This is a genomic window from Arhodomonas sp. KWT2 (assembly GCF_041949875.1).
GTDB lineage: Bacteria > Pseudomonadota > Gammaproteobacteria > Nitrococcales > Nitrococcaceae > Arhodomonas > Arhodomonas aquaeolei.
Window position 1 is genome coordinate 42919 of the sequence record NZ_JBHFPQ010000049.1, and the last position, 26136, is coordinate 69054.

General features: G+C 70.4%; 27 protein-coding genes. 23 read left to right on the forward strand and 4 right to left on the reverse strand.

Annotated elements, in window-relative coordinates; all coding sequences use genetic code 11:
• Window positions 1–22 precede the first annotated feature (22 nt).
• From eno to truD, 5 genes are all read left to right on the forward strand, one after another.
• Window positions 23–1315, forward strand: coding sequence for a phosphopyruvate hydratase (eno, locus tag ACEZHJ_RS12535; protein ID WP_018718346.1), 1293 nt, complete (start codon window positions 23–25; stop codon window positions 1313–1315).
• A 2-nt stretch (window positions 1316–1317) separates the two neighbouring features.
• On the forward strand, window positions 1318–1608 hold the full coding sequence (gene ftsB, locus ACEZHJ_RS12540) for a cell division protein FtsB (protein WP_018718347.1): 291 nt from the start codon (window positions 1318–1320) through the stop codon (window positions 1606–1608).
• A 111-nt stretch (window positions 1609–1719) separates the two neighbouring features.
• Window positions 1720–2436 carry a 2-C-methyl-D-erythritol 4-phosphate cytidylyltransferase gene (gene ispD / locus ACEZHJ_RS12545; RefSeq protein WP_375036568.1) on the forward strand — a complete coding sequence of 239 codons (717 nt, stop codon included), beginning with the start codon at window positions 1720–1722 and terminating at the stop codon, window positions 2434–2436.
• A complete protein-coding gene (gene ispF / locus ACEZHJ_RS12550; protein ID WP_018718349.1) occupies window positions 2433–2918 on the forward strand; it encodes a 2-C-methyl-D-erythritol 2,4-cyclodiphosphate synthase in 486 nt (161 codons plus the stop codon). The genes ispD and ispF overlap by 4 nt, the downstream gene beginning before the upstream one ends.
• Window positions 2908–3978, forward strand: a complete 1071-nt coding sequence (truD, locus tag ACEZHJ_RS12555; protein ID WP_375036569.1) for a tRNA pseudouridine(13) synthase TruD — start codon at window positions 2908–2910, stop codon at window positions 3976–3978. Before ispF ends, truD begins: the two co-directional genes overlap by 11 nt.
• 21 nt (window positions 3979–3999) lie before the next feature.
• Here the strand turns inward: truD and cysB are convergent, their stop codons facing one another.
• A complete protein-coding gene (gene cysB / locus ACEZHJ_RS12560; protein WP_018718351.1) occupies window positions 4000–4980 on the reverse strand; it encodes an HTH-type transcriptional regulator CysB in 981 nt (326 codons plus the stop codon).
• Between the two features lie 109 nt (window positions 4981–5089).
• Between cysB and cobA the strand changes: the two genes are divergently transcribed.
• Window positions 5090–5926: a uroporphyrinogen-III C-methyltransferase gene (cobA, locus tag ACEZHJ_RS12565; RefSeq protein ID WP_375036570.1), complete on the forward strand. Its 837-nt coding sequence runs from the start codon at window positions 5090–5092 to the stop codon at window positions 5924–5926.
• Between the two features lie 40 nt (window positions 5927–5966).
• Here cobA and ACEZHJ_RS12570 read toward each other — a convergent pair whose 3' ends face one another.
• Window positions 5967–6650, reverse strand: a complete 684-nt coding sequence (locus tag ACEZHJ_RS12570; RefSeq protein ID WP_205599920.1) for a Bax inhibitor-1/YccA family protein — start codon at window positions 6648–6650, stop codon at window positions 5967–5969.
• A 140-nt stretch (window positions 6651–6790) separates the two neighbouring features.
• Between ACEZHJ_RS12570 and ACEZHJ_RS12575 the strand changes: the two genes are divergently transcribed.
• From ACEZHJ_RS12575 to lysS, 6 genes are all read left to right on the forward strand, one after another.
• Window positions 6791–7741, forward strand: coding sequence for a 5'-nucleotidase (locus ACEZHJ_RS12575; protein ID WP_163143004.1), 951 nt, complete (start codon window positions 6791–6793; stop codon window positions 7739–7741).
• 50 nt (window positions 7742–7791) lie between these two features.
• Window positions 7792–8400 carry a bifunctional phosphoserine phosphatase/homoserine phosphotransferase ThrH gene (thrH, locus tag ACEZHJ_RS12580; RefSeq protein ID WP_018718355.1) on the forward strand — a complete coding sequence of 203 codons (609 nt, stop codon included), beginning with the start codon at window positions 7792–7794 and terminating at the stop codon, window positions 8398–8400.
• Window positions 8401–8418: 18 nt separating this feature from the next.
• Window positions 8419–8991: a metallophosphoesterase family protein gene (locus ACEZHJ_RS12585; protein ID WP_018718356.1), complete on the forward strand. Its 573-nt coding sequence runs from the start codon at window positions 8419–8421 to the stop codon at window positions 8989–8991.
• Complete coding sequence (gene hrpA / locus ACEZHJ_RS12590) at window positions 8988–12905, forward strand: ATP-dependent RNA helicase HrpA (protein ID WP_375036571.1); 3918 nt, start codon at window positions 8988–8990, stop codon at window positions 12903–12905. Before ACEZHJ_RS12585 ends, hrpA begins: the two co-directional genes overlap by 4 nt.
• 92 nt (window positions 12906–12997) lie before the next feature.
• Window positions 12998–14096 (forward strand): peptide chain release factor 2 gene (prfB, locus tag ACEZHJ_RS12595; protein WP_375036572.1). Its coding sequence is split into 2 segments (ribosomal slippage): window positions 12998–13072 and window positions 13074–14096, totalling 1098 coding nucleotides; the frame shifts between segments, so codons are not numbered across the junction.
• Between the two features lie 236 nt (window positions 14097–14332).
• Complete coding sequence (gene lysS, locus ACEZHJ_RS12600) at window positions 14333–15844, forward strand: lysine--tRNA ligase (protein ID WP_375036573.1); 1512 nt, start codon at window positions 14333–14335, stop codon at window positions 15842–15844.
• Window positions 15845–15854: 10 nt separating this feature from the next.
• On the opposite strand, the gene ACEZHJ_RS12605 is transcribed toward lysS, so the two are convergent.
• Window positions 15855–16886 (reverse strand): YgfZ/GcvT domain-containing protein, encoded by a 1032-nt coding sequence (locus ACEZHJ_RS12605; RefSeq protein WP_375036574.1) that lies wholly within the window; start codon window positions 16884–16886, stop codon window positions 15855–15857.
• Window positions 16887–16990: 104 nt separating this feature from the next.
• Here ACEZHJ_RS12605 and ACEZHJ_RS12610 point away from each other — a divergent pair, with 104 nt between their 5' ends.
• From ACEZHJ_RS12610 to ACEZHJ_RS12640, 7 genes are all read left to right on the forward strand, one after another.
• Entirely contained in the window at window positions 16991–17182 is a 192-nt protein-coding gene (locus ACEZHJ_RS12610; RefSeq protein WP_018718361.1) for a DUF1674 domain-containing protein, read from the forward strand.
• 353 nt (window positions 17183–17535) lie between these two features.
• The gene (sdhC, locus tag ACEZHJ_RS12615; RefSeq protein ID WP_018718362.1) at window positions 17536–17919 is read left to right on the forward strand and encodes a succinate dehydrogenase, cytochrome b556 subunit; all 384 of its coding nucleotides are present in this window, start codon (window positions 17536–17538) and stop codon (window positions 17917–17919) included.
• Window positions 17920–17942: 23 nt separating this feature from the next.
• Entirely contained in the window at window positions 17943–18323 is a 381-nt protein-coding gene (gene sdhD / locus ACEZHJ_RS12620) for a succinate dehydrogenase, hydrophobic membrane anchor protein (RefSeq protein WP_018718363.1), read from the forward strand.
• A 3-nt stretch (window positions 18324–18326) separates the two neighbouring features.
• Window positions 18327–20120 (forward strand): succinate dehydrogenase flavoprotein subunit, encoded by a 1794-nt coding sequence (gene sdhA / locus ACEZHJ_RS12625; RefSeq protein WP_163140474.1) that lies wholly within the window; start codon window positions 18327–18329, stop codon window positions 20118–20120.
• A 58-nt stretch (window positions 20121–20178) separates the two neighbouring features.
• A complete protein-coding gene (locus ACEZHJ_RS12630) occupies window positions 20179–20955 on the forward strand; it encodes a succinate dehydrogenase iron-sulfur subunit (protein ID WP_018718365.1) in 777 nt (258 codons plus the stop codon).
• Between the two features lie 10 nt (window positions 20956–20965).
• On the forward strand, window positions 20966–21205 hold the full coding sequence (locus ACEZHJ_RS12635; protein WP_163140476.1) for a succinate dehydrogenase assembly factor 2: 240 nt from the start codon (window positions 20966–20968) through the stop codon (window positions 21203–21205).
• Entirely contained in the window at window positions 21159–21623 is a 465-nt protein-coding gene (locus ACEZHJ_RS12640) for a hypothetical protein (RefSeq protein WP_163140478.1), read from the forward strand. Before ACEZHJ_RS12635 ends, ACEZHJ_RS12640 begins: the two co-directional genes overlap by 47 nt.
• Here the strand turns inward: ACEZHJ_RS12640 and nadB are convergent.
• Window positions 21604–23202 (reverse strand): L-aspartate oxidase, encoded by a 1599-nt coding sequence (gene nadB / locus ACEZHJ_RS12645; RefSeq protein WP_375036575.1) that lies wholly within the window; start codon window positions 23200–23202, stop codon window positions 21604–21606. The two genes, ACEZHJ_RS12640 and nadB, sit on opposite strands and share 20 nt — an antisense overlap.
• Window positions 23203–23425: 223 nt before the next feature.
• Here nadB and rpoE point away from each other — a divergent pair, with 223 nt between their 5' ends.
• The 4 genes from rpoE to ACEZHJ_RS12665 are packed head-to-tail and all read left to right on the forward strand — an operon-like array spanning window position 23426 to window position 26132.
• A complete protein-coding gene (rpoE, locus tag ACEZHJ_RS12650; protein WP_018718369.1) occupies window positions 23426–24025 on the forward strand; it encodes an RNA polymerase sigma factor RpoE in 600 nt (199 codons plus the stop codon).
• A complete protein-coding gene (locus ACEZHJ_RS12655; protein WP_163140482.1) occupies window positions 24018–24656 on the forward strand; it encodes a sigma-E factor negative regulatory protein in 639 nt (212 codons plus the stop codon). The genes rpoE and ACEZHJ_RS12655 overlap by 8 nt, the downstream gene beginning before the upstream one ends.
• Window positions 24640–25659 carry a MucB/RseB C-terminal domain-containing protein gene (locus ACEZHJ_RS12660; protein WP_084594172.1) on the forward strand — a complete coding sequence of 340 codons (1020 nt, stop codon included), beginning with the start codon at window positions 24640–24642 and terminating at the stop codon, window positions 25657–25659. Before ACEZHJ_RS12655 ends, ACEZHJ_RS12660 begins: the two co-directional genes overlap by 17 nt.
• Window positions 25656–26132 carry a SoxR reducing system RseC family protein gene (locus ACEZHJ_RS12665; RefSeq protein WP_259201462.1) on the forward strand — a complete coding sequence of 159 codons (477 nt, stop codon included), beginning with the start codon at window positions 25656–25658 and terminating at the stop codon, window positions 26130–26132. The genes ACEZHJ_RS12660 and ACEZHJ_RS12665 overlap by 4 nt, the downstream gene beginning before the upstream one ends.
• The last annotated feature ends 4 nt before the right edge of the window (window positions 26133–26136 follow it).

The window sequence follows — 26136 nt, forward strand, 5'->3', positions numbered from 1 at the left end:
CACCAGGAGGAAACACGACGGCATGGCGAGCATCAAGGCGATCAAGGCGCGCGAGATCCTCGACTCCCGGGGCAATCCCACCGTCGAGGCCGATGTGCTGCTCGACAGCGGCGCCTTCGGGCGGGCCGCCGTTCCCTCCGGCGCCTCCACCGGCGCACGGGAGGCCGTGGAGCTGCGTGACGGCGACGCCGCGCGCTACCTCGGCAAGGGTGTCACCCACGCGGTGAGCAACGTGAACACCGTCATCCGCGAGGCCCTGGTGGGCATGGACGCGGACGATCAGCGCGCCCTCGACGAGCGCCTCATCGAGCTCGACGGCACGGACAACAAGGGCCGGCTCGGTGCCAACGCCCTGCTCGCCGTGTCGCTGGCGAGCGCCCGCGCCGCCGCGGGCGATCACGAGCGTTCGCTCTTCCGCCACCTTGCGCCGGAGGGCGAGCACCTGCTGCCGGTACCGATGATGAACATCCTCAACGGCGGTGCCCACGCCAACAACAGCGTGGACATCCAGGAGTTCATGATCATGCCCGCCGGCTTCGCCCGTTTCAGCGAGGCGCTGCGCTGCGGTACCGAGATCTTTCACGCGCTGAAGAAGATCCTCGGCGAGCGCGGTCTGTCCACCGCGGTGGGCGACGAGGGCGGCTTCGCCCCGAACCTGCCGTCCAACGAGGCTGCCATCGAGGTGCTGCTGGAGGCCGTGGACCGGGCCGGCTACACCGCCGGAGAGCAGGTCTGGATCGCCCTCGACGCGGCGAGCTCGGAGTTCTGCGAGGACGGCGTCTACCGCCTGGAATCGGAGGGCCGCAGCTTCTCCGGCGAGGAGTTCGCCGAGGTCCTGGCCGGCTGGGTCGAGAAGTACCCGATCGTGTCCATCGAGGACGGCATGTCCGAGGACGACTGGGAGGGCTGGCAGCGGCTCACCGAGCGTGTCGGAGACCGGGTCCAGCTCGTGGGCGACGACCTCTTCGTGACCAACACGCGCATCCTGCGCGAGGGCATCGACCGGGGCGTGGCCAACTCCATCCTGATCAAGTTCAACCAGATCGGCACCCTCACCGAGACCCTCGACGCCATCGACATGGCGGCGGATGCGGGCTATACAGCAGTGGTATCCCATCGCTCGGGGGAGACGGAGGACACCACCATCGCCGATCTCGCCGTGGCCAGCACGGCCACCCAGATCAAGACCGGCTCGCTGTGCCGTTCCGACCGGGTGGCGAAGTACAACCAGCTCCTGCGCATTGAGGAGGAGCTGGGGGACCGTGCGCGCTATGCCGGGCGTGACGCCTTCCCGAACCTGCCCGGGCTGGGCTGACGATGGTCCGGGGCGTGCTGCTCGCCTTGCTCCTTGCGCTGGTCGCCGGACTGCAGTTTCGCCTGTGGTTCGGCGATGGCGGCGTTACGGAGGTGATGCACCTGCGTGACCGGGTGGCGGAGCAGCGCGCCGAGAATGAACGCCTCGCGGAGCGCAACCGCGCCCTCGAGGCGGACGTCGCCGACCTCAAGGACGGGCTCGATGCGGTCGGGGAGCGGGCCCGACGCGAGCTCGGCATGGTCGGCGAGGGCGAGACCTTCTTCCAGGTGACCGGCGGGCGTGACCGACGGTAACCCGCCTAACCCGCCGAATCGTCCCGGAATGACTCCACGCCGCGGCCCCGCCGGCACGGGCCGTCCGGCGGCGGCGCACTCGCCGGCCCGGGCTCCCGTCGGGGGATGCCGGTGACGTATCGGGCTCGACCCCTGTGGGCTGCGGTCCCGGCCGCGGGGCGGGGCAGCCGTTACGGCGGCGGGCGCCCCAAGCAGTACGAGCGCCTCGCGGGGCGGGCCGTCCTCGACTGGAGCGTCTCGGCGCTGCTCGGCCTCGACGAGATCGCCGGCGTCGCGGTCGCACTGGCCGACGACGATGCGGACTGGGCGACGTTGGCCGTGGCCAGCGACCCCCGCGTGTACCGCTGCCGGGGCGGGCGTGAGCGCAGCGACTCCGTACGGGCCGCCCTGGAGGCGCTGCTCGCCGCCGGTGCCTCGCCGCATGACCGCGTGCTCGTCCACGACGCGGCGCGCCCGGCGGTCTCCACGGCGGCCCTGCAGCGACTGATCCAGCAGGCGGACCCCCGGGACGGCGGACTGCTGGCCCTCCCCGTCGCCGACACCCTCAAGCGCGGCGAGGCCGGGTACAGCACCGGCACCGTCGACCGCAGCGGCCTGTGGGCCGCACAGACGCCCCAGCTCTTTCCCCTGGGCGCCCTGCGTACTGCCCTGGAAGCGGCCGTGGCCGAGGGCGTCGTGCCCACCGATGAGGCCTCGGCGATGGAGCGTACCGGCGCGCACCCGGCGCTGGTGCCGGGGGAGCCCGGCAATATCAAGCTCACACGCACGGCGGACCGGGAGCTGCTGGCCGCCGTGCTCGCCGCCCGCCAGGAGGGGCGTGAAACATGAATCTGCGTATCGGCCAGGGTCTGGACGCTCATCGCTTCCGGGATGGCGGCCGCCTGGTGCTCGGCGGCGTCACCATCCCCCACGATCAGGGCCTGGAGGCGCATTCGGACGGCGACTGCCTGCTGCACGCCGTCACTGATGCGCTGTTCGGTGCCATCGGTGCGGGCGACATCGGCGGCCATTTCCCGGACGACGACCCGCGCTGGGCCGGCGCGGACAGCCGTGATCTGCTTCGCCACGCCGTGGCGCTAGCCGCGGCGGACGGGTGGCGGGCGGTCAACGTGGACGCCACGATCGTCGCCCAACGTCCACGTCTCGCGGCGCACCTCCCGCGTATGCGCGAGCACGTCGCCGCGGACCTGGGTATCGCCGTGGCGGCGGCGAACATCAAGGCGACCACGACCGAGCGCATGGGCTTCACCGGCCGTGGTGAGGGGATCGCCGCCACCGCCGTGATCCTGGTGACCGGCGATGAGCGCTGAGACCGCCGGGCCGGTGCCTACCGACCCCACCGAACCGGTCCCGGCCGCCGGACCGCCGCTGGGCACCGCCCGGATACGCGGTCGGCCGGAGGACTTCCAGGTCCGCGAGATCCCGCTGGTTGCCCCGGACGGCGACGGGGAGCACTGGCTTGTGGAGATCCGCAAGCGCGGCCTGACCACCGCGGAGGCTGTCCGGCGCCTGGCCCGGGCCTTCGATTGCCCGCCCCGGGCGATCAGCCACGCGGGCCTCAAGGACCGGCACGCGCTCACCACCCAGTGGCTCAGCATCCACGCCCCCGCTGTCCCGCCGGCCGTCGGGCCGGTGGAGGACGGTCTCGACGTGATCAATGCGGGGCGCCACCGGCGCAAGCTGCGCGTGGGCACGCTGGCGGGGAACCGGTTCCGCATTCGCCTGACGGACGTCACCGCCCCCCGCCGGTCGCTGGACGCCCGCCTGGCGACGGTGGCGCGCAGCGGCGTGCCCAATTACTTCGGTCCCCAGCGCTTCGGGCGCGACGGCGGCAATCTCGCGCAGGCGCTGGCCTGGCACCGCGGGGAGGGCCGACGGCTGAACCGGTCGGTTCAGGGCCTGCTGCTCTCGGCGGTACGCGCCGAGGCGTTCAACCGCGTGCTGCGCCGGCGGGTGGAGTCCGGCTGCTGGGACCGGGCGCTGCCCGGGGACCAGATGATCCTGGACGGGCGCGGCAGCCTGTTCGCCGCCGGGCGTGAGGGCGCGGCGGGGCTCGTGCACCGGCTGGCCCTGCAGACCATCCATCCCACCGGTCCGCTACCGGGTACCGGCGGGGCGACCGTGGAGGCCGAGGCGGCGGCACTGGAGACCGACGCGCTTGCTGGCATGGCGCCCCTGCTCGCACTCCTGGAGGCCCGGCGGATGCGCGCCGCGCGCCGGGCGTTGCGGCTGCGCGTGGCGGCGCTGTCGTGGCACTGGGAGGGGCCGGCGGAGCTGGTCGTCGCCTTCCGGCTGCCGCCGGGCAGCTACGCCACCACGGTGCTCGCCGAGTGCCTCCGGCTCACGGAGGCGGAGCCGGTCGCGGAGTAGCAGAGTGCCGGTGCCCGCCCTTCAGCGCTTGGCCAGATGCGGGGTGAGCTCGGCGTTCAGGGCGGCGCGGTCCTCCGGCGAGCGCGCGGCGACCGCGCGGTCGACCACCTCCCGGGTCAGATGGGGCGCGAAGGCCTCGATGAAGTCGTACATGTAGCCGCGCAGGTAGGTCCCCCGCCGGAAGCCGATGCTGGTGACGCTGGGCTCGAAGAGCTCGCTGGCGTCCAGGGCGACGAGGCCGCGGTCGCGCTCCGGGTCGAAGGCCATGGAGGCCATGATGCCTACGCCGAGACCGAGACCGACGTAGGTCTTGATCACCTCGGAGTCAGTGGCGGTGAACACCACCTCCGGCTCCAGGCCGCGGTCGCTGAAGGCCTGGTCCAGCTTGGAGCGGCCGGTGAAGCCGAACACGTAGGTCACCAGCGGGTAATCGGCCACCGCCTCCAGGCTCAGCCGCGGCACGCTGCACAAGGGGTGGCCCTCGGGCACGATGATGCTGCGGTTCCAGCGGTAGCAGGGCATCATCACCAGGTCCTCGAAGAGCTCCAGTGCCTCCGTGGCAATGGCGAAGTCGACGTTGCCGCGGGCCGCCATCTCGGCGATCTGCATGGGCGTGCCCTGGTGCATGTGCAGGCTGACGTTGGGGTAGCGCGGCCGGAAGGTGTTCACCACCGGGGGCAGGGCGTGCCGGGCCTGGGTGTGGGTGGTGGCGATGGACAGGCTGCCCCGGGACTCGTCCACGTGTTCCTGGGCGATGGCGTTGATATTGCGCACCTCCTGGAGCACGCGCTGGGCGACGTCCAGGATCTCGCCGCCCGCCGGGGTGACGTGGCTGAGGTGTTTGCCGCTGCGCGCGAAGATCTGCACGCCGAGCTCATCCTCCAGCAGCCGGATCTGCTTGCTGACGCCGGGCTGTGAGGTATACAGGGCCTCGGCCGCCGCGGAGACGTTCAGCCCGCGCCGGGAGACCTCGCAGATGTAGCGGAGCTGGTTGAGCTTCATGGCACATACCCAAAATAATAGAATGATCTAATTTTAATCGACTATATTCTTTTTTCAAATATGCGTCAGGCGCTAGGGTAGGGGCATCCGAAACAGACGGGGGCCGCCTGTGACCGATCAAGACCCGACCCTGACCTTTGCCCCCGCCGGGTACGGTGGCCGTACCGGCGCCGTCAGCCTGGTGGGCGCCGGCCCCGGCGATCCGGATCTGCTGACCCTGCGCGGTTACCGCCGCCTGCGCGCGGCGGACGTGGTGCTCCATGACCGCCTCGTCGCCGCCGAGATCGTCGCACTGGCGCCGGCCTCGGCCCAGCGGATCTACGTGGGCAAGCAGCGGGATCGTCATCCGGTGCCCCAGTCGCGCATCAACGCGCTGCTGATCGACTACGCGCGGCGAGGTCTGCGCGTGGTGCGCCTGAAGGGCGGCGATCCGTTCATCTTCGGCCGCGGCGGCGAGGAGCTGGAGGAGCTCATGGCCGCCGGCGTGCCGTTCGAGGTCGTTCCCGGGGTCACCGCGGCGAGCGGCTGTGCCGCTTACGCAGGTATCCCTCTCACCCACCGGGACCACGCCCAGTCCTGTGTGTTCGTCACCGGGCACCGTAAGGCCAACGGCGAGCTGGCGCTGGATTTCGACCAGCTCGCACGTCCGCAGCAGACGGTCGTGTTCTACATGGGGCTGGCCGGGATTGACCGCCTGGTGGCCGGTCTGCTCGCGCACGGTGCACCGTCGGAGCGGCCGGCGGCGGTGGTCCAGCAGGGTACGACGGCAGCGCAGCGCGTGGTCGCTGGGCGGCTGGACGCGCTGCCGGGGCTGGTCCGTGATGCAGGCCTGCGGGCACCGACCCTCATCGTGGTGGGGGAGGTCGTCCGGCTGCGCGAGCGCCTCGACTGGTTCGATCCGGCGGCGGAGAACGCCGCTGCCGGCTGGTCGATGGCGCAGGGGTAGGATGTGGCCGGGCCCGCCGCCGGGCCCGGCCGTACGGCGCTCAGTCCTCGCCCGCGAAGAAGCCGAGGAGCTGGAGCAGGCTGGTGAACAGGTTGAACAGCGCCACGTACAGCGTGACCGTCGCCATGATGTAGTTGGTCTCGCCGCCGTGGATCATCTCGCTGGTCTGGTAGAGGATCAGCCCGCACATCAGCAGCATGAACGCCGCGCTCACCGCCAGCGACAGGGCCGGCAGAGAGAAGAACATCGCACCCAGGCTGGCGAAGAACGCCACCAGGATCCCCGCGAACAGGAATCCGCGCAGGAAGCTGAAGTCCTTCTGCGTGCTCAGCGCATAGCCGGAGAGGCCGAGGAAGATTGCCCCCGTGCCGCCCAGGGCGGTGAGCACCAGCTCCGTGCCGTTGCTGAACGTGTGCACGTAGAGGTTGAGGATCGGTCCCAGGGTGTAGCCCATGAAGCCGGTCAGCGCGAAGACGGCTGCCAGGCCCCACACGCTGTTGCGCAGCGCGTTGGTCAGGAAGAGCAGGCCGAAGTAGCCCACCAGGACCACGATGAAGTTCAGCGGCGGCGCGTTGGTGGCCATTGCCATTCCGGCGGTCACCGCGCTGAACAGCAGTGTCATCGACAGCAGCAGATAGGTGTTGCGGATGACCGCGTTGGTGGCCAGCGCCGACGTGCCCGCACCGGCACGGTTCATCGGCGTGACGCGAGAGTTCTCGGACATGGGTGGATAGCCTCCTGGTTGTCGTGTCCGTTCGGTCGCAGTATGCCATTCCCCTGCGGGAAGCCATATAGGTATCCCCGCTACTGGTAGACTGCGTGGTTACAGCGGGGTTCCCCTGGGCAGGTTCACTGGAGGGCGACATGCCGGTGACGCTGGAAGCCGAGTTGGTGGTGGCGATCTCCTCGCGCACGCTGTTCGACCTGGAGGACAGCCACGCGGTATTCGAGCGCGACGGCGTTGAGAGCTACTCGACCTACCAGATCGAGCGCGAGGGCGAGATCCTGGAGCCGGGGGTGGCCTTTCCGCTGGTGCGCAAGCTCCTGCGCCTCAACGAGGGCCGGGAGCGGCCGCTGGTGGAGGTGATCCTGCTCTCGCGCAACAGCGCGGACACCGGTCTGCGCATCTTCAACTCCATCGAGCACCACGGCCTGGGGATCACCCGCGCGGCGTTCACCAACGGCTCCCCGCCGTGGCGCTACGTCGAGCCCTTCGGTGCGGACCTGTTCCTCTCCGCGGACGCCGGCGACGTTGCCGAGGCCCTGCGTGCCGGCTGCGCCGCCGCCGCGCTGGGGCCCGGCGCGGTGGCGCGGGCGCCGGTGGACGACGAGATCCGCATCGCCTTCGACGGCGACGCCGTGCTGTTCTCCGACGAGGCCGAGCGGGTGTTCCGGGAGCAGGGCCTGGACGCGTTCCAGGCCGCGGAGCGCAGCGCCGCCCGCGACCCGCTCTCCGGCGGACCGTTCAAGGGCTTCCTGCAGGCGCTGCAGCGCATCCAGGCCGCTTTCCCGTTCGCCGCCTCGCCGATCCGCACGGCGCTGGTCACGGCCCGCGGTGCACCGGCCCACGAGCGGGTGATCCGCACCCTGCGGGCCTGGGAGATCCGCATCGACGAGGCGCTGTTCCTCGGTGGCATGGACAAGACGCCGTTCCTCAAGACCTTCGGTGCGGACATCTTCTTCGACGACCAGCACGGCCACGTCGAACGGGCCTCGGGGGCGGTGGCGACCGGTCACGTCCCCCACGGCGTGGCCAACGAGCCGGAGGCCGGCGATGGTGCGGCGCGCCTTGAAGGCGGGGGGCAAAACCCTTAAGTTTGCCGCCTTTGCGCCACGGGGCGCGGGATGCGCCGGAGGAAAACACCGTGAAGATCGTCTGCCTCGACCTGGAGGGCGTGCTGGTCCCGGAGATCTGGATCGACTTCGCCGAGCTCACCGGCATCGACGAGCTGCGAGCGACCACCCGGGACGTGCCGGATTACGATGAGCTGATGCGTTTCCGCCTGGACGTGCTGGCGCGCAACGGCCTCGGACTGCCCGACATCGAGCGGGTGATCGCGGACATGGCCCCGCTGGAGGGCGCACGCGCCTTTCTCGACGAACTGCGTGAGCGCTACCAGGTCGTGATCCTTTCGGACACCTTCTACGAGTTCGCGCGCCCGCTGATGCGCCAGCTCGGCTGGCCGACGCTGTTCTGCCACGAGCTCGGCGTGGCCGGGGACGGCCGCATCACCGATTACCGGCTGCGCCTGGCGGATCACAAACGCCGCTCCGTGGAGGCCTTCCGCGGGCTGAACTTCCGTACCGTGGCCGCCGGTGATTCGTACAATGACACCTCCATGCTCGGTGCCGCCCACGCCGGTATCCTGTTCCGGCCGCCGCAGAACGTGATCGACGAGTTCCCGCAGTTCCCGGTGGCCACGGATTACGACGGGCTCGCCGGGAACATCCACCAGGCCCTGGCGACGGACTGAGTCCGCGACCGAGGCGACATGCGTGTAGCCCTGCTGTCCGACACCCACGGATTCGTGGATCCGCGGATCGCCGAGCGGGTGACGGAGTGCGACATCGCCGTGCACGCCGGCGACATCGGCGGCGCGGACGTGCTCCTCTCGCTCCAGCCCCGCGAGGAGCTGGTCGCGATCCGTGGCAACAACGACACGCCGGAGCGCTGGTCCGAGGGGGAGCGCCACGTCCTCGACACGCTCCCGGCCGAGACCGCCCTGGACCTGCCCGGTGGCCGGCTGGTCGTCCTCCACGGTGACGACAGCGGCACCCTGGCCCAGCGCGGGCGGCGCTACCGCCGCCGGTTCCACGACGCGGCGGCGGTGGTGTTCGGCCATAGTCACCGCCTGTCCACGGACCTCGACGAGCACCCCTGGCTGCTCAATCCCGGAGCGGCGGGGCGCACGCGCACCAACGGCGGTCCGTCCATGCTGGTGCTGACCTGCGGCGACGACGGGCCGTGGCGGGTGGAGCCGCTGCGTTTCGATCCCGGGCGCTACCCGTCCCTGCGCCGCCGGGAGCGGCCTGCCCGGGAGACCGGGGACGACGAGTCCGAATGAGCGGGCGACGTCGCCGGAGCGCCGCGCCGCCCGCCACCGGTGCACTCGCCGAGCGGGTGGGGGCGCTGCGCACGCGGATCCTTGAGGCGGTGCCGGCGCCGTGGCGGGACGCGCTCACGCGGCGTCTCGGCGGCATCGAGCGGCGTCTGAGCCGCGGCCGGCGCCCGGAACGCGGGCTCAAGGCACTGGAGGCGGACGTGGAGCGCCTCGTGCGCCGGCACAACGCCCGTGCCGCCGGTACGCTGCGTCCGGATTTCGACCTCGATCTCCCGGTCATCGAGCGCCGGGACGATATCGCCGAGGCCATCGGGCAGCACCAGGTGGTGGTGGTCTGCGGCGAGACCGGCTCCGGCAAGAGCACCCAGCTGCCCAAGATCTGCCTTGACCTCGGCCGCGGTGTGACCGGCATGATCGCGCACACCCAGCCGCGGCGCATCGCCGCCCGCAGCCTGGCCGCCCGGGTCGCCGAGGAGTGCGGTACCGAGGTGGGGGCCGGGGTCGGCTACAAGATCCGCTTCAGCGACCATGTCGCCGACGGCACCCGGGTGAAGCTCGCCACCGACGGCATGCTCCTCGCCGAGACCCAGGGCGACCCGGACCTCGCCGACTACGACACGATCATCATCGACGAGGCCCACGAGCGCAGCCTCAACATCGACTTCCTGCTCGGCTACCTGAAAAACCTCCTGCCCCGGCGGCCGGACCTGAAGGTCATCATCACCTCGGCCACGATCGACCCGGAGCGTTTCTCCCGGCACTTCGGCGATGCGCCGATCATCAACGTCTCCGGGCGGACCTACCCGGTGGAGGTGCGCTATCGCCCTCTCGCCAGCGAGGACGAGGACGAGCGCGACCGCAGTCTCCAGCAGGGCATCCTCGATGCCGTCGACGAGCTCGCCCGCGACGGACCGGGGGACGTGCTGGTATTCCTGCCGAGCGAACGCGACATTCGCGAGACCGCGGAGGCACTGCGCAAGCACCATCCCACCGGTACCGAGATCCTGCCGCTGTTCGGCCGGCTCTCCGCGGCAGAGCAGCAGCGCGTGTTCGCCCCCCACGGCGGGCGGCGGGTGGTGCTCGCGACCAACGTCGCCGAGACCTCGCTGACCGTGCCCGGCATCCGCTACGTCGTCGACAGCGGCCTGGTGCGCCTGAGCCGCTACAGCTACCGCACCAAGGTCCAGCGCCTGCCCATTGAACCGATCTCCCAGGCAAGCGCGGACCAGCGCGCCGGGCGCTGCGGGCGTGTCGCCGCCGGCGTGTGCATCCGCCTCTACGGCCAGGATGACTACCAGTCCCGGCCCGAGTTCACCGACCCGGAGATCCTGCGGACCAACCTTGCCTCGGTGATCCTGCAGATGAAGTACCTCCGGCTCGGCGACATCGACGCCTTCCCCTTCGTCGAGCCGCCGGACCCGCGCTACGTCCGCGACGGACTGCGGCTGCTCCGCGAACTCGGTGCGCTGGACGACGCCGAGGCGCTCACCGAGCTGGGCCGGCGTATCGCGCGGCTGCCCATCGACCCGCGGATCGCCCGCATCCTGCTCGCCGGCGAGGACCACGGCTGCCTGCGCGAGGTGCTGATCCTCGCCGCCGCGCTATCCGTGCAGGACCCGCGCGAGCGCCCCATGGAGGCCCGGGAGGCCGCGGACGAGGCGCACCGGCGCTGGCAGGACAAGCGCTCGGACTTCCTCGCGATGGTGCGGCTGTGGGACGACTTTCACGAGCAGGCGCGCCACCTCTCCCAGCGCAAGCTGCGCGCCTGGTGCCGCGAGCACTTCCTCTCGTACCTGCGCATGCGCGAGTGGCGGGACGTCCACCGCCAGCTGCGGGACCTGCTCAAGGGCGGCGGCGGGCGCGAGAACGAGCAGCCGGCGGACTACCAGCCCCTGCACGAGGCCCTGCTCACCGGGCTGGTGTCCAATGTGGCCCTGCGCGGGGAGGACGGCGGCTATACCGGCCCGCGCGGCCTGTCGCTGGCGATCTTCCCGGGCTCCGGGCTCGCACGGCGGCGGCCCAAATGGATCGTCGCCGCCGAGCTGGTGGAGACGGCGCGGGTGTTCGCGCGCACGGTCGCGGAGGTGCGTCCGGAGTGGGTCGAGTCCGTCGCCGCGCACCTCGTCAGCCGCCAGTACTACGAGCCCTTCTGGCAGGAGCGCCGCCGGCGGGTGGCGGGCTACGAGGATGTCACCCTCTACGGCCTGCCGCTTGCCAGCCGCCGCAAGGTCAACTTCGCCCGCGTGGACCCCGCCGCCGCGCGGGGGGTGTTCATCGCCGAGGCCCTGGTCCGCGGCCGCCTCGACAGCCATGCCCCGTGCCTGGCCCACAACCGCGAGGTGATCGAGGCTGTGGAGGCGCTGGAGGCGAAGTCCCGCCGCCGCGACGTGCTCGTCGACGAATCGGTGCTCCGCGCCTTCTACGATGAGCGCCTGCCGGCGGAGGTGGTCGACGGCCCGAGCTTCGAGCGCTGGGTGCGCCGGGACGGCAATGACGAGCGCCTGCGCATGAGCCGCGAGCAGCTCATGGAGCGCGAGGCCGGGGAGGTCACCGGCGCGGATTACCCGGACCACCTCGATGTCAACGGTGTGCAGCTGCCGCTCGCCTACCAGTTCGAGCCGGGCCACGACGACGACGGCGTCACCGTGATCGTGCCCGTGGCCGCGCTCAACCAGCTCGACGCCGACCGCCTGGAGTGGCTGGTCCCCGGCCTGGTGGAGGAGAAGGCCGCCACCCTGATCCGGGCCCTGCCCAAGGCGCTGCGCAAGAACTTCGTGCCGGCGCCGGACTTCGCCCGCGCGGTGCTGGACCGCGTCCCGGCGGGGGAGGGCGCGCTCACGGAGGTCCTGTGCCGCGAGCTCGAGCGCATGACCGGGGTCGCCATACCGCTGGACGCCTGGGACACCGCCGAGCTGCCGCGGCACCTGTTCATGAACGTGCGCGTGGTCGACGCGGATGGCCGGGTCCTCGACGAGGGCCGCGACCTTGCCGCCCTCAAGGCGCGCCTGGCCGGCGAGGCGAGCGCGTCCTTCGCCGGGCCGCAGACGGCCGACCGGGAGCGCGAGGGCCTGCGCCGGTGGGAGGTGGGCGACCTGCAGGACCATGTCACCCTGGAGCAGAACGGCGTCACCCTGCGTGGCTATCCGGCGCTGGTGGACGAGGGCGAGACCGTCGCCCTGCGTCTGCTCGATGCCCCGGAGGCGGCGGAGCATGCCCACCGCGCCGGCGTGCGCCGACTGCTCATGCTGAGCCTGCCGGACCAGACCCGGCACCTGCGCCGCGCGCTGCCCGGCATCGACCGCCTGTGCCTGCTCTATCACCGTATCGGCACCTGCGATGCGCTCAGGGCCGACATCCTCCAGGCGGTCTTCGACCGGGTGTTCCTCGACGACTCGGTGCCGCGCACCCGGGCGGACTTCGAGACCCGGTTGCGCGAGCATCGCAGCGAGCTGGTCCCCGCCGCGGAGGCGCTGACCGCCACCGTGGGCACGGTGCTGGAACGCCACCACGCGATCCGCAAGCGCACCGGGGGGTCGGTATCGCTGGCCATGGTCAACGCCCTGTCGGACATCCGTGAGCAGCTCGACGGGCTCGTCTATCCCGGCTTCGTCAGCGCCACGCCGGCGGATCGCCTGGAGGATCTGCCCCGCTACCTCGCCGGCATCGAGCGCCGCCTGGACCGACTGGAGCGCGAGCCGGGCCGTGACGCCGAGCCCCATCGCGCCGTGCGGCGCTGGTGGGAGCGTTACCTGGAACGCCGCGCCCAGCACGAGCGCAAGGGCGTAAACGATCCGGCACTGGCGCATTTCCGCTGGCTCGTGGAGGAGTACCGCATCTCGCAGTTCGCCCAGGACCTGGGCACCCGCGAGCGGGTCTCCGAGCGCCGCCTCGCCGAGGCCTGGGACGAGGTCCGCTGAGTGGCCTGACGGGCGCGCGCACGCTGGTGTAGAATCAGCCGTTTTGCACCGGCGCCCCGACGGGCGCGGACGGAAAGGGGATCGCTTCAGCGATGGCCGAGATCAACACCATCAACCATACCCTCGAGGACCTCCAGGGACGCGCCGAGTCCCTTAGGGGGTATCTTTGACTACGATAACCGCAGGGAACGTCTCGAAGAGGTAACCCGGGAGCTCGAGAACCCGGACGTGTGGAACGACCCCGAGTGTGCGCAGAACCTGAACAAGGAGCGCGCCCGCCTCGTCGATATCGTCACCACGCTGGACCGGCTGCTCTCGGGCCTCACCGATGCCGGCGAGCTCGTGGAGATGGCCCGCGAGGAGGGCGACGAGGACACCCTGGCCTCGGTGGAGGCGGACCTCGAGCGCTACCGCGCGGACGTCGAGTCGCTGGAGTTCCAGCGGATGTTCTCCGGCGAGATGGACGACCGCAACGCCTTCCTGGACATCCAGGCCGGCTCCGGCGGCACCGAGGCCCAGGACTGGGCCAACATGCTGCTGCGCATGTATCTGCGCTGGTTCGAGCGCCGCGGCTTCAGCGCCGAGATCATCGAGCTCTCCGAGGGCGACGTCGCCGGGATCAAGAGCGCCACCGTAAAGGTCGAGGGGGATCACGCCTTCGGCTGGCTGCGTACCGAGACCGGTGTGCACCGGCTGGTGCGCAAGTCGCCGTTCGACTCCGGCAACCGGCGTCACACCTCGTTCGCGGCGGTGTTCGTCTCCCCGGAGATCGACGAGGACGTCGCCATCGACGTCGATCCCTCGGACCTGCGCGTCGATGTCTACCGCGCCAGCGGTGCCGGCGGCCAGCACGTCAACCGCACGGAGTCGGCGGTGCGTATCACCCACCTCCCCACGGGGATCGTGGTTCAGTGTCAGAACAGCCGCTCCCAGCACGCCAACCGCGCCACGGCGATGAACCAGCTCCGCGCCCGGCTCTACGAGCTGGAGATGCAGAAGCAGCGCGAGAAGGCGGAGCAGGTCGAGGACAGCAAGTCGGACATCGGCTGGGGCAGCCAGATCCGCAACTACGTGCTCGACCAGTCGCGGATCAAGGACCTGCGTACCGCCGTGGAGGTGGGTAACACCCAGGCCGTGCTGGACGGCGATCTCGACCAGTTCATCGAGGCGAGTCTCAAGGCCGGGCTCTGAGGGGCGCGCCGTGATCGCCGGTACGGGGGCGGGGCACTGCCCGGGCCGGAACGACCGGGTGGGGGTGGCAGGCCGGTCACGGACACGCTGTGAACACGTCCCTGTACGCCCGACGATGGCCGTCCCTGACCGCCGTCGATCCGGGACCGGCCCACCGCGCCCGCGGTCGGCGGCAACCGGCGCGTTTCAACGAAATCGCACTTTTAACAACGGATTAATCGGACTTTCCAGACGCCATGTCCACACCTGAACAGACCGACGAGAACAAGCTCATCGCCGAGCGCCGGCGCAAGCTCGCCGACTGGCGGGAGACGGGCCACGCCTTCCCCAACGACTTCCGGCCGGACGCGGAGGCGGGTCGGCTGCAGGCGGACTACGCCGACGCCGAGCGCTGGGATGCGGACGCCCTGGCGGCGGCGAACGTGCGGGTGCGCGTCGCCGGGCGGCTGATGGCCAAGCGGGTGATGGGCAAGGCGAGCTTCACCCACGTCCAGGACATGAGCGGGCGCATCCAGCTGTTCCTGCGCCGGGACGACCTCCCGGAGGGCGGGTACGCGGCGTTCAAGGGCTGGGACCTGGGCGACATCGTCGGTGCCGAGGGCGTGCTCATGCGCACCAAGACCGGCGAGCTCTCGGTGCGCTGCGACGATGTCCGGCTGCTCACGAAGTCCCTGCGCCCGCTGCCGGAGAAGTACCACGGCCTCACCGACACCGAGGCTCGCTACCGCCAGCGCTACGTCGACCTGATCATGAACGAGGGCTCGCGCGAGACCTTCAAGCTGCGCAGCCGGATCGTCCAGTACATCCGCGAGGCGTTCAACGCGCGGGGGTTCCTCGAGGTCGAGACCCCGATGATGCAGCCGATCCCGGGCGGGGCGACGGCGCGGCCTTTCGTCACCCATCACAACGCCCTCGACCGGGACCTCTACCTGCGCATCGCCCCGGAGCTTTACCTCAAGCGCCTGGTGGTCGGCGGCCTCGAGCGGGTCTACGAGATCAACCGCAACTTCCGTAACGAGGGGGTGTCCACGCGGCACAACCCCGAGTTCACGATGCTCGAGTTCTACCAGGCCTACGCCGACCACAACGACCTCATGGACCTCACCGAGGTCCTGCTGCGCGGCCTCGCACAGGACGTGCTCGGCGATGAGCGGGTGACCTACCAGGGCGAGACCTTCGACTTCGGTGCACGCTTCCCGCGGCTGTCGGTGCGCCAGGCGCTGCTCGACTACAACGACGACCTGGATGCGGCCACCGTGGACGACCGCCAGACCCTGGGTGCCTACGCCGGGCGGCACGGGCTGGAGGTCGAGGCCGGTTGGGGGCTCGGCAAGCTCCAGATCGAGCTCTTCGAGGCGACGGTGGAGGAGCGGCTGCACGGGCCGCTGTTCATCGTGGACTATCCCAAGGAGGTCTCGCCGCTGGCCCGCCCGAAGGACGATGACCCGTTCGTCACCGAGCGCTTCGAGCTGTTCGTCGGCGGCCGCGAGATCGCCAACGGGTTCTCCGAGCTCAACGACGCCGAGGATCAGGCCGAGCGTTTCCGCGCCCAGGCCGCGGCCAAGGAGGCCGGTGACGACGAGGCCATGTTCTACGACGCGGACTTCATCCGCGCGCTGGAGTACGGCCTGCCGCCGACCGCGGGCGAGGGCATCGGTATCGACCGCCTGGTCATGCTGCTCACCGACTCCCCTTCGATCCGCGACGTCCTGCTCTTCCCGGCGATGCGCCCGCAGGCCGCGGAGTAACGGCCCGGGTTCAGCCGGCGTCTGCCGGCGGCGTGCCCGGGGCGGCGTACGGGAGGTCGAGCAGCGCCACCGGCCCGCCCCCGATGTGCGGCGTGGCGTTGGCGGCGGCGTCGATGCGCAGCACGGCTAGGCCCTCGAACACGGCCTCGCCGGATGCCGAGGCGGAGACGATCTCGCCCAGGGTGCCGCCGTCCGCGTCGGTCACGGTGGCGCCCGGCTCCGGGGGCCGCCCGGCGCCGCCGAGGCGGTAGAGCCGGCGTTTGAGCTGGCCGAGGTAGTGCATCCGCGCCACCACCTCCTGGCCCGGGTAACAGCCCTTGTCGTAGGCGAGCCCGCGCAGCGGCTCCAGGTTGAGCATCTGGGGGACGAAGCGCTCGGCGGTGGCGTCGACGATCTCCGGCAGACCGGCACGGATGTCGAGCAGCCGCCAGGTGGACGGGCCCACCGCCGGGAGCGCCCGTGCGATCGCGTCCCAGACCGCACCCGCCTCGTCGGCGGGCACGAGCAGCAGCCAGCGGGGTTCCGGGTCGGGCAGGCGCACCGCGGTGAGATCGCCGGCCCGGGTGACCGCGTCCACGGCACCAGGCGGTGTCCCCGCGAGTTCGGACAGCGGCGCGGACGCGGGGGTGCCCGCGAGCCCGATAACCGCCGTCTCCCCGCCGATGTCCTCCAGGGTGACCCGGGCGCGGAGGACGAACATCCGCAGGCGCTTGAGCACCGCCGGCACCCGCTCCGCGGCGGTGAGCAGGAGGAACCCCTCGTCCGTGCGGATGACGCGGAACAGCGCCAGCACCCGGCCCTTGGCCGTGCACCAGCCGGCGAGCCGGGACTGGCCGGGATCCATGTCCTCGATCGCGTTGGTGAGCTGGGCCTGCAGGAACGCCGGGGCGTCCTCGCCGGTCACGCGGATCACACCGGTGCCTGGCAGGGGGGCAGCGACGCCGCCGTCGGCGACGTGGCGCGCCTCGTCCGACACCGGTGCCAGGTGGCCGTCCCCGCCGGTACCGAGTTCCTGTAAAATTGCGGTCCATGAGTCGGTCATAGAGTGAACCTTCCGGGCGTATCGCGATCCCGTCTTGGAGGTGAATCCGGATTGAGAGGCATTCTCCCACGTCCGGGGCCGAGGGCAAAAAGCAGGAGGCAGCCATGAGCGAGAACGAACGCGAGCCCGAGCAGGCGAGCGCCGAGCAGCCGGTGGAGGGCGACGACCGCGGCACGGCGGAGCGCCGGCGCGAGCGTCCCGGCGAGGCCTGGCCCGAGGAGATCGGCGGTCCCCGCGGGCCGGAGCCCACCCGCTACGGCGACTGGGAGAGCAACGGGCGCTGTAGCGACTTCTAGTCACCTGCCCGGCGCGCCGGCGGAGCCGCCGGGACGGGAGGTCCGTGGGGACCGGGGCCCGCACATCCGCGGAATCCCTTCGGGGCGAGACGGGTGCCGTGCGGCGCGCGCGGCATGAGCCCGACGGCTGAATCGCGAGCGACGTGGCCCGGGCGACGGGCATTCGCGTTGCGCCGCAACGGTGCATGGGGGCATGCTTTCGGCCGGTTATTATTTTCCTTTTTTATCAAAAGGATACAGGTTGTTTTTGAGGCGTGTTGCAGCGCAAGACACTTGCAAGCGCAGGCGCGGAAGTATAGTTTTAGCGCCGGCATCGAGTGAACTACCCAAAAGAATGAAGCGGAGCGAGTTTCATGCAGTCCGATAATCGGCCGCTTTCTCCCCACCTCCAGATCTACCGGCTGCCGTTCACGGCGCTGACGTCGATCAGTCACCGCATCTCGGGCGTGCTGCTCTGCGTCGGTGCGCTGGTTCTCGTTTACTGGCTGACCGCGCTGGCCGGTGGTCCGCGCAGCTACGCCACCGCCAATGCCGTGCTCGGCAACGGCTTCGTGCAGCTGCTCATGTTCGTGTGGACCTTCGTGCTCTTCTATCACCTGTGCAACGGCATCCGGCACCTGTTCTGGGATGCGGGCTACGGGTTCGAGCTCGAGACCGCGCGCAAGAGCGGCATGGCGGCAATCGTGGCGGCCGGCGTGCTTACGCTGGTGGCGTGGATCATCGCGCTGAGCGTGTGAACGCGAGCGGCGAGGGGGTAGACATGCAGTTTCGTACACCGATCAAGCAGGCGCGCGGGCTCGGCTCGGCGCATCACGGCGCCACCCACTGGTGGTTCCAGCGGCTCACGGCCATCGCGCTCGTTCCGCTCATGCTCTGGTTCATCGTGGGGGTCGCGACGGTCAGCAGCGGAGGCTATCTCGCCGCGGTCGCGTGGCTGAGCGCGCCGTTCAACGCCGCGCTCATGGCGCTGGTGGTCGGGCTCGTGTTCTGGCACGGGGCCATGGGGATCCAGGTGGTCCTCGAGGATTACGTGGGCTGTGAGGCGCTGCGCCAGGCGCTGATCGTGCTCGTGAAATTCGTCGCGGTGGTGCTCGGCGCGGTCGGCATCATTTCGGTACTGCGCGTCGCGGTGGGAGGCTGATTCATGGCGGGCGATTACGAGATCATCGACCATACCTACGACGTCGTCGTGGTGGGCGCCGGCGGCGCCGGCCTGCGCGCGACCTTCGGTATGGCCGAGAAGGGACTCAACACGGCCTGCGTGACCAAGGTCTTCCCGACCCGCAGCCACACCGTGGCCGCCCAGGGCGGCGTGAGCGCCGCACTCGGCAACATGGGCGAGGACGACTGGCGCTGGCACGCCTACGACACCATCAAGGGCTCCGACTGGCTCGGTGACCAGGACGCCATCGAGTACATGTGCCGCGAGGCCATCCCGTCCATCGTCGAGCTCGAGCACTACGGCGTGCCGTTCTCCCGCACCGAGGAGGGCCGCATCTACCAGCGCCCCTTCGGCGGCATGACCACGCACTTCGGCGAGGGCCGTGCCCAGCGCACCTGTGCCGCGGCGGACCGTACCGGTCACGCCATCCTGCACACCCTCTACCAGCAGTCGCTCAAGCATCAGGCGGAGTTCTACATCGAGTTCTTTGCCATCGACCTGATCATGGACGAGGACGGTGCCTGCCGCGGCGTCATCGCCCTGGATCTCGCCACCGGCAAGATCCACCGCTTCCGCGCCCACGTGGTGGTGCTCGCCACCGGCGGTTACGGGCGGACCTACTTTTCCTGCACCTCCGCGCATACCTGCACCGGCGACGGCGCCGGCATGGTCCTGCGCGCCGGTCTGCCGGTCCAGGACATGGAGTTCATCCAGTTCCATCCCACCGGTATCTACGGCGCGGGTTGCCTGATCACCGAGGGCGTGCGCGGCGAGGGCGGCTACCTCACGAACTCCGACGGCGAGCGCTTCATGGAGCGCTACGCCCCCAATGCCAAGGACCTCGCTTCCCGCGACGTGGTCAGCCGCTCCATGACGGTGGAGATCCGCGAGGGCCGCGGCGTGGGCCCGGAGCAGGACCACATCCACCTGCATCTGGAGCACCTCGGCCCGGAGGTCATCAACGAGCGCCTGCCCGGCATCGCCGAGACCGCGCGCATCTTCGCGGGCGTCGACGTGACCAAGGAGCCGATCCCGGTGCTGCCCACCGTCCACTACAACATGGGCGGCATCCCGACGAACTACCGCGGCGAGGTCGTCGCCCCCCGCGACGGCGATCCGGACGCGGTCGTGCCGGGGCTCATGGCCATCGGTGAGGCGGGCTGCGTGTCCGTGCACGGTGCCAATCGCCTGGGCTCGAACTCGCTGCTCGACCTGGTGGTCTTCGGCCGCTCGGCGGCGATCCGTGCCGCGGAGCTGGTCGACGAGGCCGGCGCGAACCACCGTCCGCTGCCCGCCGACAGCGCCGAGCCGGCGCTGGCGCGGCTCGACCGACTGCGCAACGCCAACGGCTCGGAGCCGACGGCGCGCATCCGCGACCGCATGCAGCGGACGATGCAGAACTACGCCGCCGTGTTCCGTACCGGTGAGACGCTGGAGGAGGGCTGCAAGCGGATCGAGGAGATCTACGCGTCGTTCGAGAACGTCAGCGTCTCCGACCGCTCGCTCATCTGGAACACCGATCTGGTGGAGACGATGGAGCTGGAGAACCTCCTCGCCAACGCGGTCACCTCCGTGCAGTCCGCGCGCAACCGCACCGAGAGCCGCGGGGCGCACGCCCGCGAGGACCACTCGGAGCGGGACGACGAGAACTGGATGAAGCACACCGTCACCTGGATGGACCGCAGCGGCAACGTGACCATCGACTACCGTCCGGTGCACATGAATACGCTGACCGACGAGATGGAGGTCATTCCGCCGAAGAAGCGGGTCTACTGAACGGCCCGCCCCCTCGCGGTTTCCAACCCGGTCAAGCGTCAGCGAAGAGGTTCACGAGATGGCGAAGTTCAGCCTGCCGGCCAATTCCCGCGTCACCGACGGCGTCACCCATCGCGCCGAGGGCGGGGGCAACATCAAGCGTTTCAAGGTCTACCGCTGGGATCCGGACAGCGGCGAGAATCCGCGGCTCGACACCTACGAGGTGGACATGGGCAGCTGCGGGCCGATGGTTCTCGACGCGCTCATCAAGATCAAGAACGAGATCGATCCCACGCTCACGTTCCGGCGCTCCTGCCGCGAGGGCATCTGCGGCTCCTGCGCGATGAACATCGACGGGCAGAACACGCTGGCCTGCACCAAGGGCATCGACGAGATCAAGGGCGACGTGCGGATCTACCCGCTGCCGTCGATGGCAGTGGTCAAGGACCTGATCCCCGATCTCACCCATTTCTATGCCCAGTACGCCTCCATCCAGCCCTGGATGAAGACGCAGAGCCCGGCGCCGCCGGATCACGAGCGGCTGCAGTCCAAGGAGGACCGTGCCGAGCTGGACGGCCTCTACGAGTGCATCCTCTGCGCCTGCTGTTCCACCTCCTGCCCGAGCTACTGGTGGAACCCGGACCGCTACCTCGGGCCGGCGGTCCTCCTGCAGGCGTACCGCTGGATCGCCGACAGCCGTGACGAGGCCACCGGCGAGCGGCTCGACGAGCTGGAGGACCCCTTCAAGCTCTACCGCTGCCACACGATCATGAACTGCACCTCGGTGTGCCCCAAGGGCCTGAACCCGGCCAAGGCCATCGCCGAGATCAAGAAGCTCATGGTCGAGCGCCGCTGAGGCCGGGCCGGTGTCAGAGGTCTCGCGACTGCGCTGGCGCTGCCGGCGCGGTACCAAGGAACTGGACTTTCTGCTGGAACGGTTCGTCAGCCGTCGCTACGAGGCGCTCGACGAGGACGGGCGCCGGGCCTTCGAGCAGTTGCTCGATCAGGAGGACGATGCGCTGGCGGACTGGCTGCTGACCGGCGCGAGCGAGCCCACGGATGGATCCCTCCGCGATATCGTCCGCCGCGTCCGCGACGGCGTTTGAGACGGCACTGACCCGCTCCCTGTGGGTCAGCGCCGTACTCACCGGTACCTACGGTGCCGGTCTCGTTCCCCTGTTTCTCCTGACGGACTGGTCCTGGACGGCGCGCGCAGTCTGGTTCGCCGTGCTCGGTGCGGGTCTTGCGCGAGGACTCTATCACCACGGGGTACCCGGTCGGGGGCGCGTGCCGCTGGCGTTGCGTCTGCCCGGCGAGGACCGGCTGGACCTGGTCGCCGCCGGCGGTATCCGGCGGGTGCGGCTGGTGGCGTCACACCGGGCCGGCCCGCTGCTCGTGGTGCACTGGGCCGCAGGGGTGCGGCGCGGCTGCTGCGTGCTTGGCCGCGACGGAGTCGCCGACTGGCGCGGCCTCTGCCGGGCGCTGCGCGCCGCGGAGGCGGCGGTCAGCGGTAGCCGGGCGTAAGTACGGTGGGGGCCGGATCCGCGGAGGGTTCCGGGTGGTCCCGGGTGAAGTGCAGCCCCCGGCTCTCGCGCCGGGCGGTGGCGCTGCGCACGATCAGCTCGGCGACCACCGCCAGGTTGCGCAGTTCGATGAGATCCGGCGTGACCCGGAAATTGCGGTAGTACTCCGCGATCTCCCGGGCGAGGAGGTCGACGCGGTGGCGGGCCCGTTCCAGACGCTTGTCCGTGCGCACGATGCCGACGTAGTCCCACATGAACCGCCGGATCTCGTCCCAGTTGTGGCTGACCACGACCTGCTCGTCGGAGTCGGTCACCAGGCTCTCGTCCCACGGCGGCACCGCCGGCGCCCGGCCGCTCCGCGCGGCGCAGTCCGCCGGGATGACCTCGGCGGCGCTCATGCCGTAGACCAGGCATTCCAGCAGCGAGTTGCTGGCCAGGCGGTTGGCCCCGTGCAGCCCGGTGTAGCTGCACTCGCCGATGGCGTGGAGACCGGGCAGGTCGGTACGCCCGTGGCGGTCGACCACGACCCCGCCGCAGGTGTAATGGGCGGCAGGAACCACCGGGATCGGCTCGCGGGTCATGTCGATGCCGAACTCCAGGCAGCGGGCGTGGATGGTGGGGAAGTGCCCGCGGATGAACGCCGCGTCCCGGTGGCTGATGTCCAGGTAGACGCAGTCCACGCCCAGGCGTTTCATCTCGTGGTCGATGGCCCGGGCAACCACGTCCCGCGGCGCGAGCTCGGCGCGCTCGTCAAAGTGCGCCATGAATCGCTCGCCGTCGGGCAGGCGCAGGACAGCGCCCTCACCGCGCACGGCCTCGCTGATCAGGAACGACTTCGCCCGGGGATGATAGAGGCAGGTGGGATGGAACTGATTGAATTCCATGTTCGCGACCCGGCAGCCGGCGCGCCACGCCATGGCGATACCGTCGCCGGTCGCCCCATCCGGGTTGCTGGTATAGAGATAGACCTTGCTCGCGCCGCCGGTGGCGAGCACCACCGTATGCGCCGGCAGAGTACGCACGCGCCCGCTCCGCCGGTCGAGCACATAGGCCCCGTGGCAGCGCGGCTCGCCGCCGGTGTGGCGCTCGGTGATCAGCTCCACCGCCATGGTGTGCTCGAGGACGGTGACGTTCTCCCGGGCGCGGACGGCGCCCTCCAGGGTCGTCTCCACCGCGCGCCCCGTGGCGTCGGCGGCGTGGACGATGCGGCGATGGCTGTGACCGCCCTCGCGGTGGAGGTGGAGATCGGCGGCTTCGCCTTCGGCGCGGGAAAAGGGGACCTCGGCATCGACGAGCCAGCGGATGGCCGCCGGTGCGTGCTCGGCGACGAAGCGTGCGGTGGCCTCCTCGGTGAGTCCGGCGCCGGCGGTGAGCGTATCGCGGACATGGTCGTCCACCGAGTCGGCGGCGTCGAGCACCGCCGAGATCCCGCCCTGGGCGTAGAGGCTGGAGCCCTCGGTCAGCGGTCCCTTGGCGATCATGGCGATACGCAGTGTCGCGGGCAGACGCAGGGCGAGGGTGAGGCCGGCGACGCCGGTGCCGACGATGAGGACGTCATAGGGCGCGGTGGTATCGGTCATCGAGTTGCACCTGTTCTCGGCTATCGGCTACGCTCACGACGCCATCCGGATCACGACCGTCCGAGGCGCCCGCGCGGGCCCGAAGAGCCTAGCACGGCAGGGGCGCCGGCTGCTGTGTGGCGGGGGCGTTCCACTACCGCGACGAAGCACACGAACTATCCATGACGCGTATTGTCTACCGCACTGAGCAATGGCCGGCGTCACGTCCCGAGGGTCGCCGTTAATGGCAGACTCGGAATCGGACGCGGCGCTGGTCGAGCGGGTCAAGGCCGGCGACAAGCAGGCCTTCAACGTGCTGGTGCTCAAGTACCAGCACAAGCTGATCAAGCTGATCTCGCGGTATGTGCATGACCAGTCCGAGGCAATGGATGTGGCGCAGGAGGCCTTCATCAAGGCCTATCGTGCGTTGCCGCGCTTTCGTGGCGACAGCAGCTTCTATACCTGGCTTTACCGCATCGGCATCAACACGGCCAAGAATCATCTCGTCGCCATGGGGCGCAGGCCGCCGGACAGCGACGTGGACGTGCAGGACGCCGAGCGGTTTGATGTGGATTCCTCGCTCAAGGATCAGGAGTCCCCGGAGGCGCTGGCCCGCAGGGACGAGATCCAGCAGACAGTGCTCGACGCGATCGAGGCGCTGCCTGAAGACCTGCGTACGGCGGTGACCCTGCGGGAGTTTGAGGGTCTGACTTACGAGGAGATCGCGCAGGCGATGGACTGCCCGATCGGGACCGTGCGTTCGCGGATCTTCCGCGCACGGGAGGCAATAGACCGGCGGCTCAAGCCGCTGCTGTCGGAGGCGACGGGTGACGGGTATGAGTGAACACGTGAACGAACAGCTCTCGGCGCTGGCCGATGACGAGCTGCCCGGCGAGGAGATGCCCCTACTGCTGCGGCGCCTCGGCCGGGATCCGGAGCTCGTGGATCGCCTGGGCCGTTACTACACCACGAGGGCCGCCGTGCACGGCGATCTCGGACTGGCGGCGGACGGGGCCTTCGCGGAGCGGGTTGCCGCGGCGCTGGACGCCGAGCCCGCACTGGATCCGGCGGAGGCCGAGGCCCCGGTCCATCCCGAGCCCGCCGCGCACCGGCGCCGCGTGCTGCGCTTCGCCCGTCCGGTGGCGGGAGCGGCGATCGCCGCCTCCGTTGCCGTGCTCGCCGTCGGTCTCTGGCCGTCGGGTCCGGGGGAGCGCGGCAACGGCCCGGCGGCAACGGCGGTGACCGCCAGTGCGCCCTCCGCGGGCGGCGGCAACGGCCTCGCCGAAAGGGTCTCCGTGGACGAGGGTCCGGCGACCGCCGACTCCGTTGAGCGTGTCACCTGGCAGGGGCTCGATCCCACCGTACAGCGCCGGCTCAACGGTTATCTGGTCAATCATTCCGGTAATGCCGTCGGCGCCGGGGCCGGCGGTATGCTGAACTACGCACGCATCGCCGGGCATGCGCGTGCCGAATAGCGGGGCACGACGCTGGCTTGGTGCGGTGCTGGTGGTGGTCGCGGCGGTCACCGCACAGGCCGCCGCGGCGGATGCGCGCAGTGCCCACCAGTGGCTGCAGCGCATGGTCTCGGCGATGCAGGAGACCGATTACACCGGGGTGTTCGTCTACCGTCAGGGGGCATCCACGCCGGAGTCGATGCGCATCGTGCACCGTGGCGGTGAGGCCGCCGACGAGGTGGAGGAACGGCTCCACTCCCTCGACGGCGTCGCCCGGGAGATCATCCGCGACGGCAACCGCGTGACCTGCATCCTCCCCGACAGCCGCAGTGTGATGGTGGATCACCGCCAGGTGCGTAACCCGCTCACCAGCGTGCTGCCGGCGGATACCGACTCCATCGGCCGTTACTACCGTCTGGATACCGGCGGTGTGACCCGGGTCGCCGGGCGCGAGGCCCAGCGCATCCGCATCGAGGCCGCCGACGACTACCGTTACGGCTACCGTTTCTGGATCGACACCGGCACCGGCGTGATGTTGCGGGCGGACCTGGTCCACGGCGACGACACCCTGGAACAGGTGGTGTTCACCGAGATCCAGTTCCCCGACGATATCCCCGACAAGCTCCTCGAGCCCCACCTCAGCGGTCGGGATTTCACCTGGTACAAGGCCGATCCTGACGGCGAAGAGCACGACGGGCAGAAGAAGGTATTCGAGCCGGACTGGCACCTCGGCTTCATCCCGGGCGGCTTTGCCCTGCGGCTGAGCGAGCGCCGGCATATGCCCACGGGGATCGAGGGGCCGGTGGAGCACCGGATGTACTCCGACGGCCTCGCCGCCGTGTCCGTGTACGTCAGTCATCTCGACAGCAAGCTGCCGCGGTTCGAGGGGCTCTCGCGGATGGGGGCGTTCAGCGCCTTCGGCCGCGTGAGTGACGAGCGGCAGGTCGTGGTGGTCGGCGAGGTCCCGCCCAGGGCGGTCATGGAGATCGCCCGTTCGTTCGCGCCGGGTGCGCCGTCGAAGTGATCCGCGAGCCCGTGCGCGTCGTCGCGGTGGAGCCGGGGGCGATCCGCGTGCGCGGCGAGCCCGGCGCGGTCTGCCACGGCTGCGCGGCCCACGGCGGCTGTGGCGTGAGCAGCCTGGCAACCTATCTGGCCGGACGCACCCGCGCACTGCGTATCGCCACGCGACGCCCCACGGAAGTGGGCGAACGCCTGATGATCGGCGTCGAGGAGGGCGCACTGGTGGGCGCCTCCGTGGCGGCCTATCTGGTACCCTTGGTGCTCATGATTGCTGCGGCCATCGCCGGCCGGACCGCCGCCCTCGGACTGGAGCTGCCCGCGGACGCCGGTGCGCTGGCGGGTATGGCCAGTGCGCTGGGACTGTGGTGGTGGCTGGGGCCGCTGACCCGCATGCCGATACCCGGTATCCGGCTGCTCGGCGAGGCGCCGTCGCCCGATGCCGAAACCGCCCGCGGGGGCACCGTCGAGGGAGTCTGAGCCG

Coding starts and splice junctions, on each gene's coding strand:
- sdhC (WP_018718362.1), top strand. CDS start 17,536: ATGCAGTCCGATAATCGGCCGCTTTCTCCCCACCTCCAGATCTACCGG.
- rpoE (WP_018718369.1), top strand. CDS start 23,426: ATGGCAGACTCGGAATCGGACGCGGCGCTGGTCGAGCGGGTCAAGGCC.
- ACEZHJ_RS12640 (WP_163140478.1), top strand. CDS start 21,159: ATGGATCCCTCCGCGATATCGTCCGCCGCGTCCGCGACGGCGTTTGAG.
- truD (WP_375036569.1), top strand. CDS start 2,908: ATGAGCGCTGAGACCGCCGGGCCGGTGCCTACCGACCCCACCGAACCG.
- eno (WP_018718346.1), top strand. CDS start 23: ATGGCGAGCATCAAGGCGATCAAGGCGCGCGAGATCCTCGACTCCCGG.
- ftsB (WP_018718347.1), top strand. CDS start 1,318: ATGGTCCGGGGCGTGCTGCTCGCCTTGCTCCTTGCGCTGGTCGCCGGA.
- nadB (WP_375036575.1), bottom strand. CDS start 23,202: ATGACCGATACCACCGCGCCCTATGACGTCCTCATCGTCGGCACCGGC.
- cysB (WP_018718351.1), bottom strand. CDS start 4,980: ATGAAGCTCAACCAGCTCCGCTACATCTGCGAGGTCTCCCGGCGCGGG.
- ACEZHJ_RS12630 (WP_018718365.1), top strand. CDS start 20,179: ATGGCGAAGTTCAGCCTGCCGGCCAATTCCCGCGTCACCGACGGCGTC.
- sdhA (WP_163140474.1), top strand. CDS start 18,327: ATGGCGGGCGATTACGAGATCATCGACCATACCTACGACGTCGTCGTG.
- ACEZHJ_RS12570 (WP_205599920.1), bottom strand. CDS start 6,650: ATGTCCGAGAACTCTCGCGTCACGCCGATGAACCGTGCCGGTGCGGGC.
- ACEZHJ_RS12575 (WP_163143004.1), top strand. CDS start 6,791: ATGCCGGTGACGCTGGAAGCCGAGTTGGTGGTGGCGATCTCCTCGCGC.
- hrpA (WP_375036571.1), top strand. CDS start 8,988: ATGAGCGGGCGACGTCGCCGGAGCGCCGCGCCGCCCGCCACCGGTGCA.
- ACEZHJ_RS12660 (WP_084594172.1), top strand. CDS start 24,640: ATGCGCGTGCCGAATAGCGGGGCACGACGCTGGCTTGGTGCGGTGCTG.
- ACEZHJ_RS12655 (WP_163140482.1), top strand. CDS start 24,018: ATGAGTGAACACGTGAACGAACAGCTCTCGGCGCTGGCCGATGACGAG.
- ACEZHJ_RS12605 (WP_375036574.1), bottom strand. CDS start 16,886: ATGACCGACTCATGGACCGCAATTTTACAGGAACTCGGTACCGGCGGG.
- ispF (WP_018718349.1), top strand. CDS start 2,433: ATGAATCTGCGTATCGGCCAGGGTCTGGACGCTCATCGCTTCCGGGAT.
- ACEZHJ_RS12610 (WP_018718361.1), top strand. CDS start 16,991: ATGAGCGAGAACGAACGCGAGCCCGAGCAGGCGAGCGCCGAGCAGCCG.
- sdhD (WP_018718363.1), top strand. CDS start 17,943: ATGCAGTTTCGTACACCGATCAAGCAGGCGCGCGGGCTCGGCTCGGCG.
- lysS (WP_375036573.1), top strand. CDS start 14,333: ATGTCCACACCTGAACAGACCGACGAGAACAAGCTCATCGCCGAGCGC.
- ACEZHJ_RS12585 (WP_018718356.1), top strand. CDS start 8,419: ATGCGTGTAGCCCTGCTGTCCGACACCCACGGATTCGTGGATCCGCGG.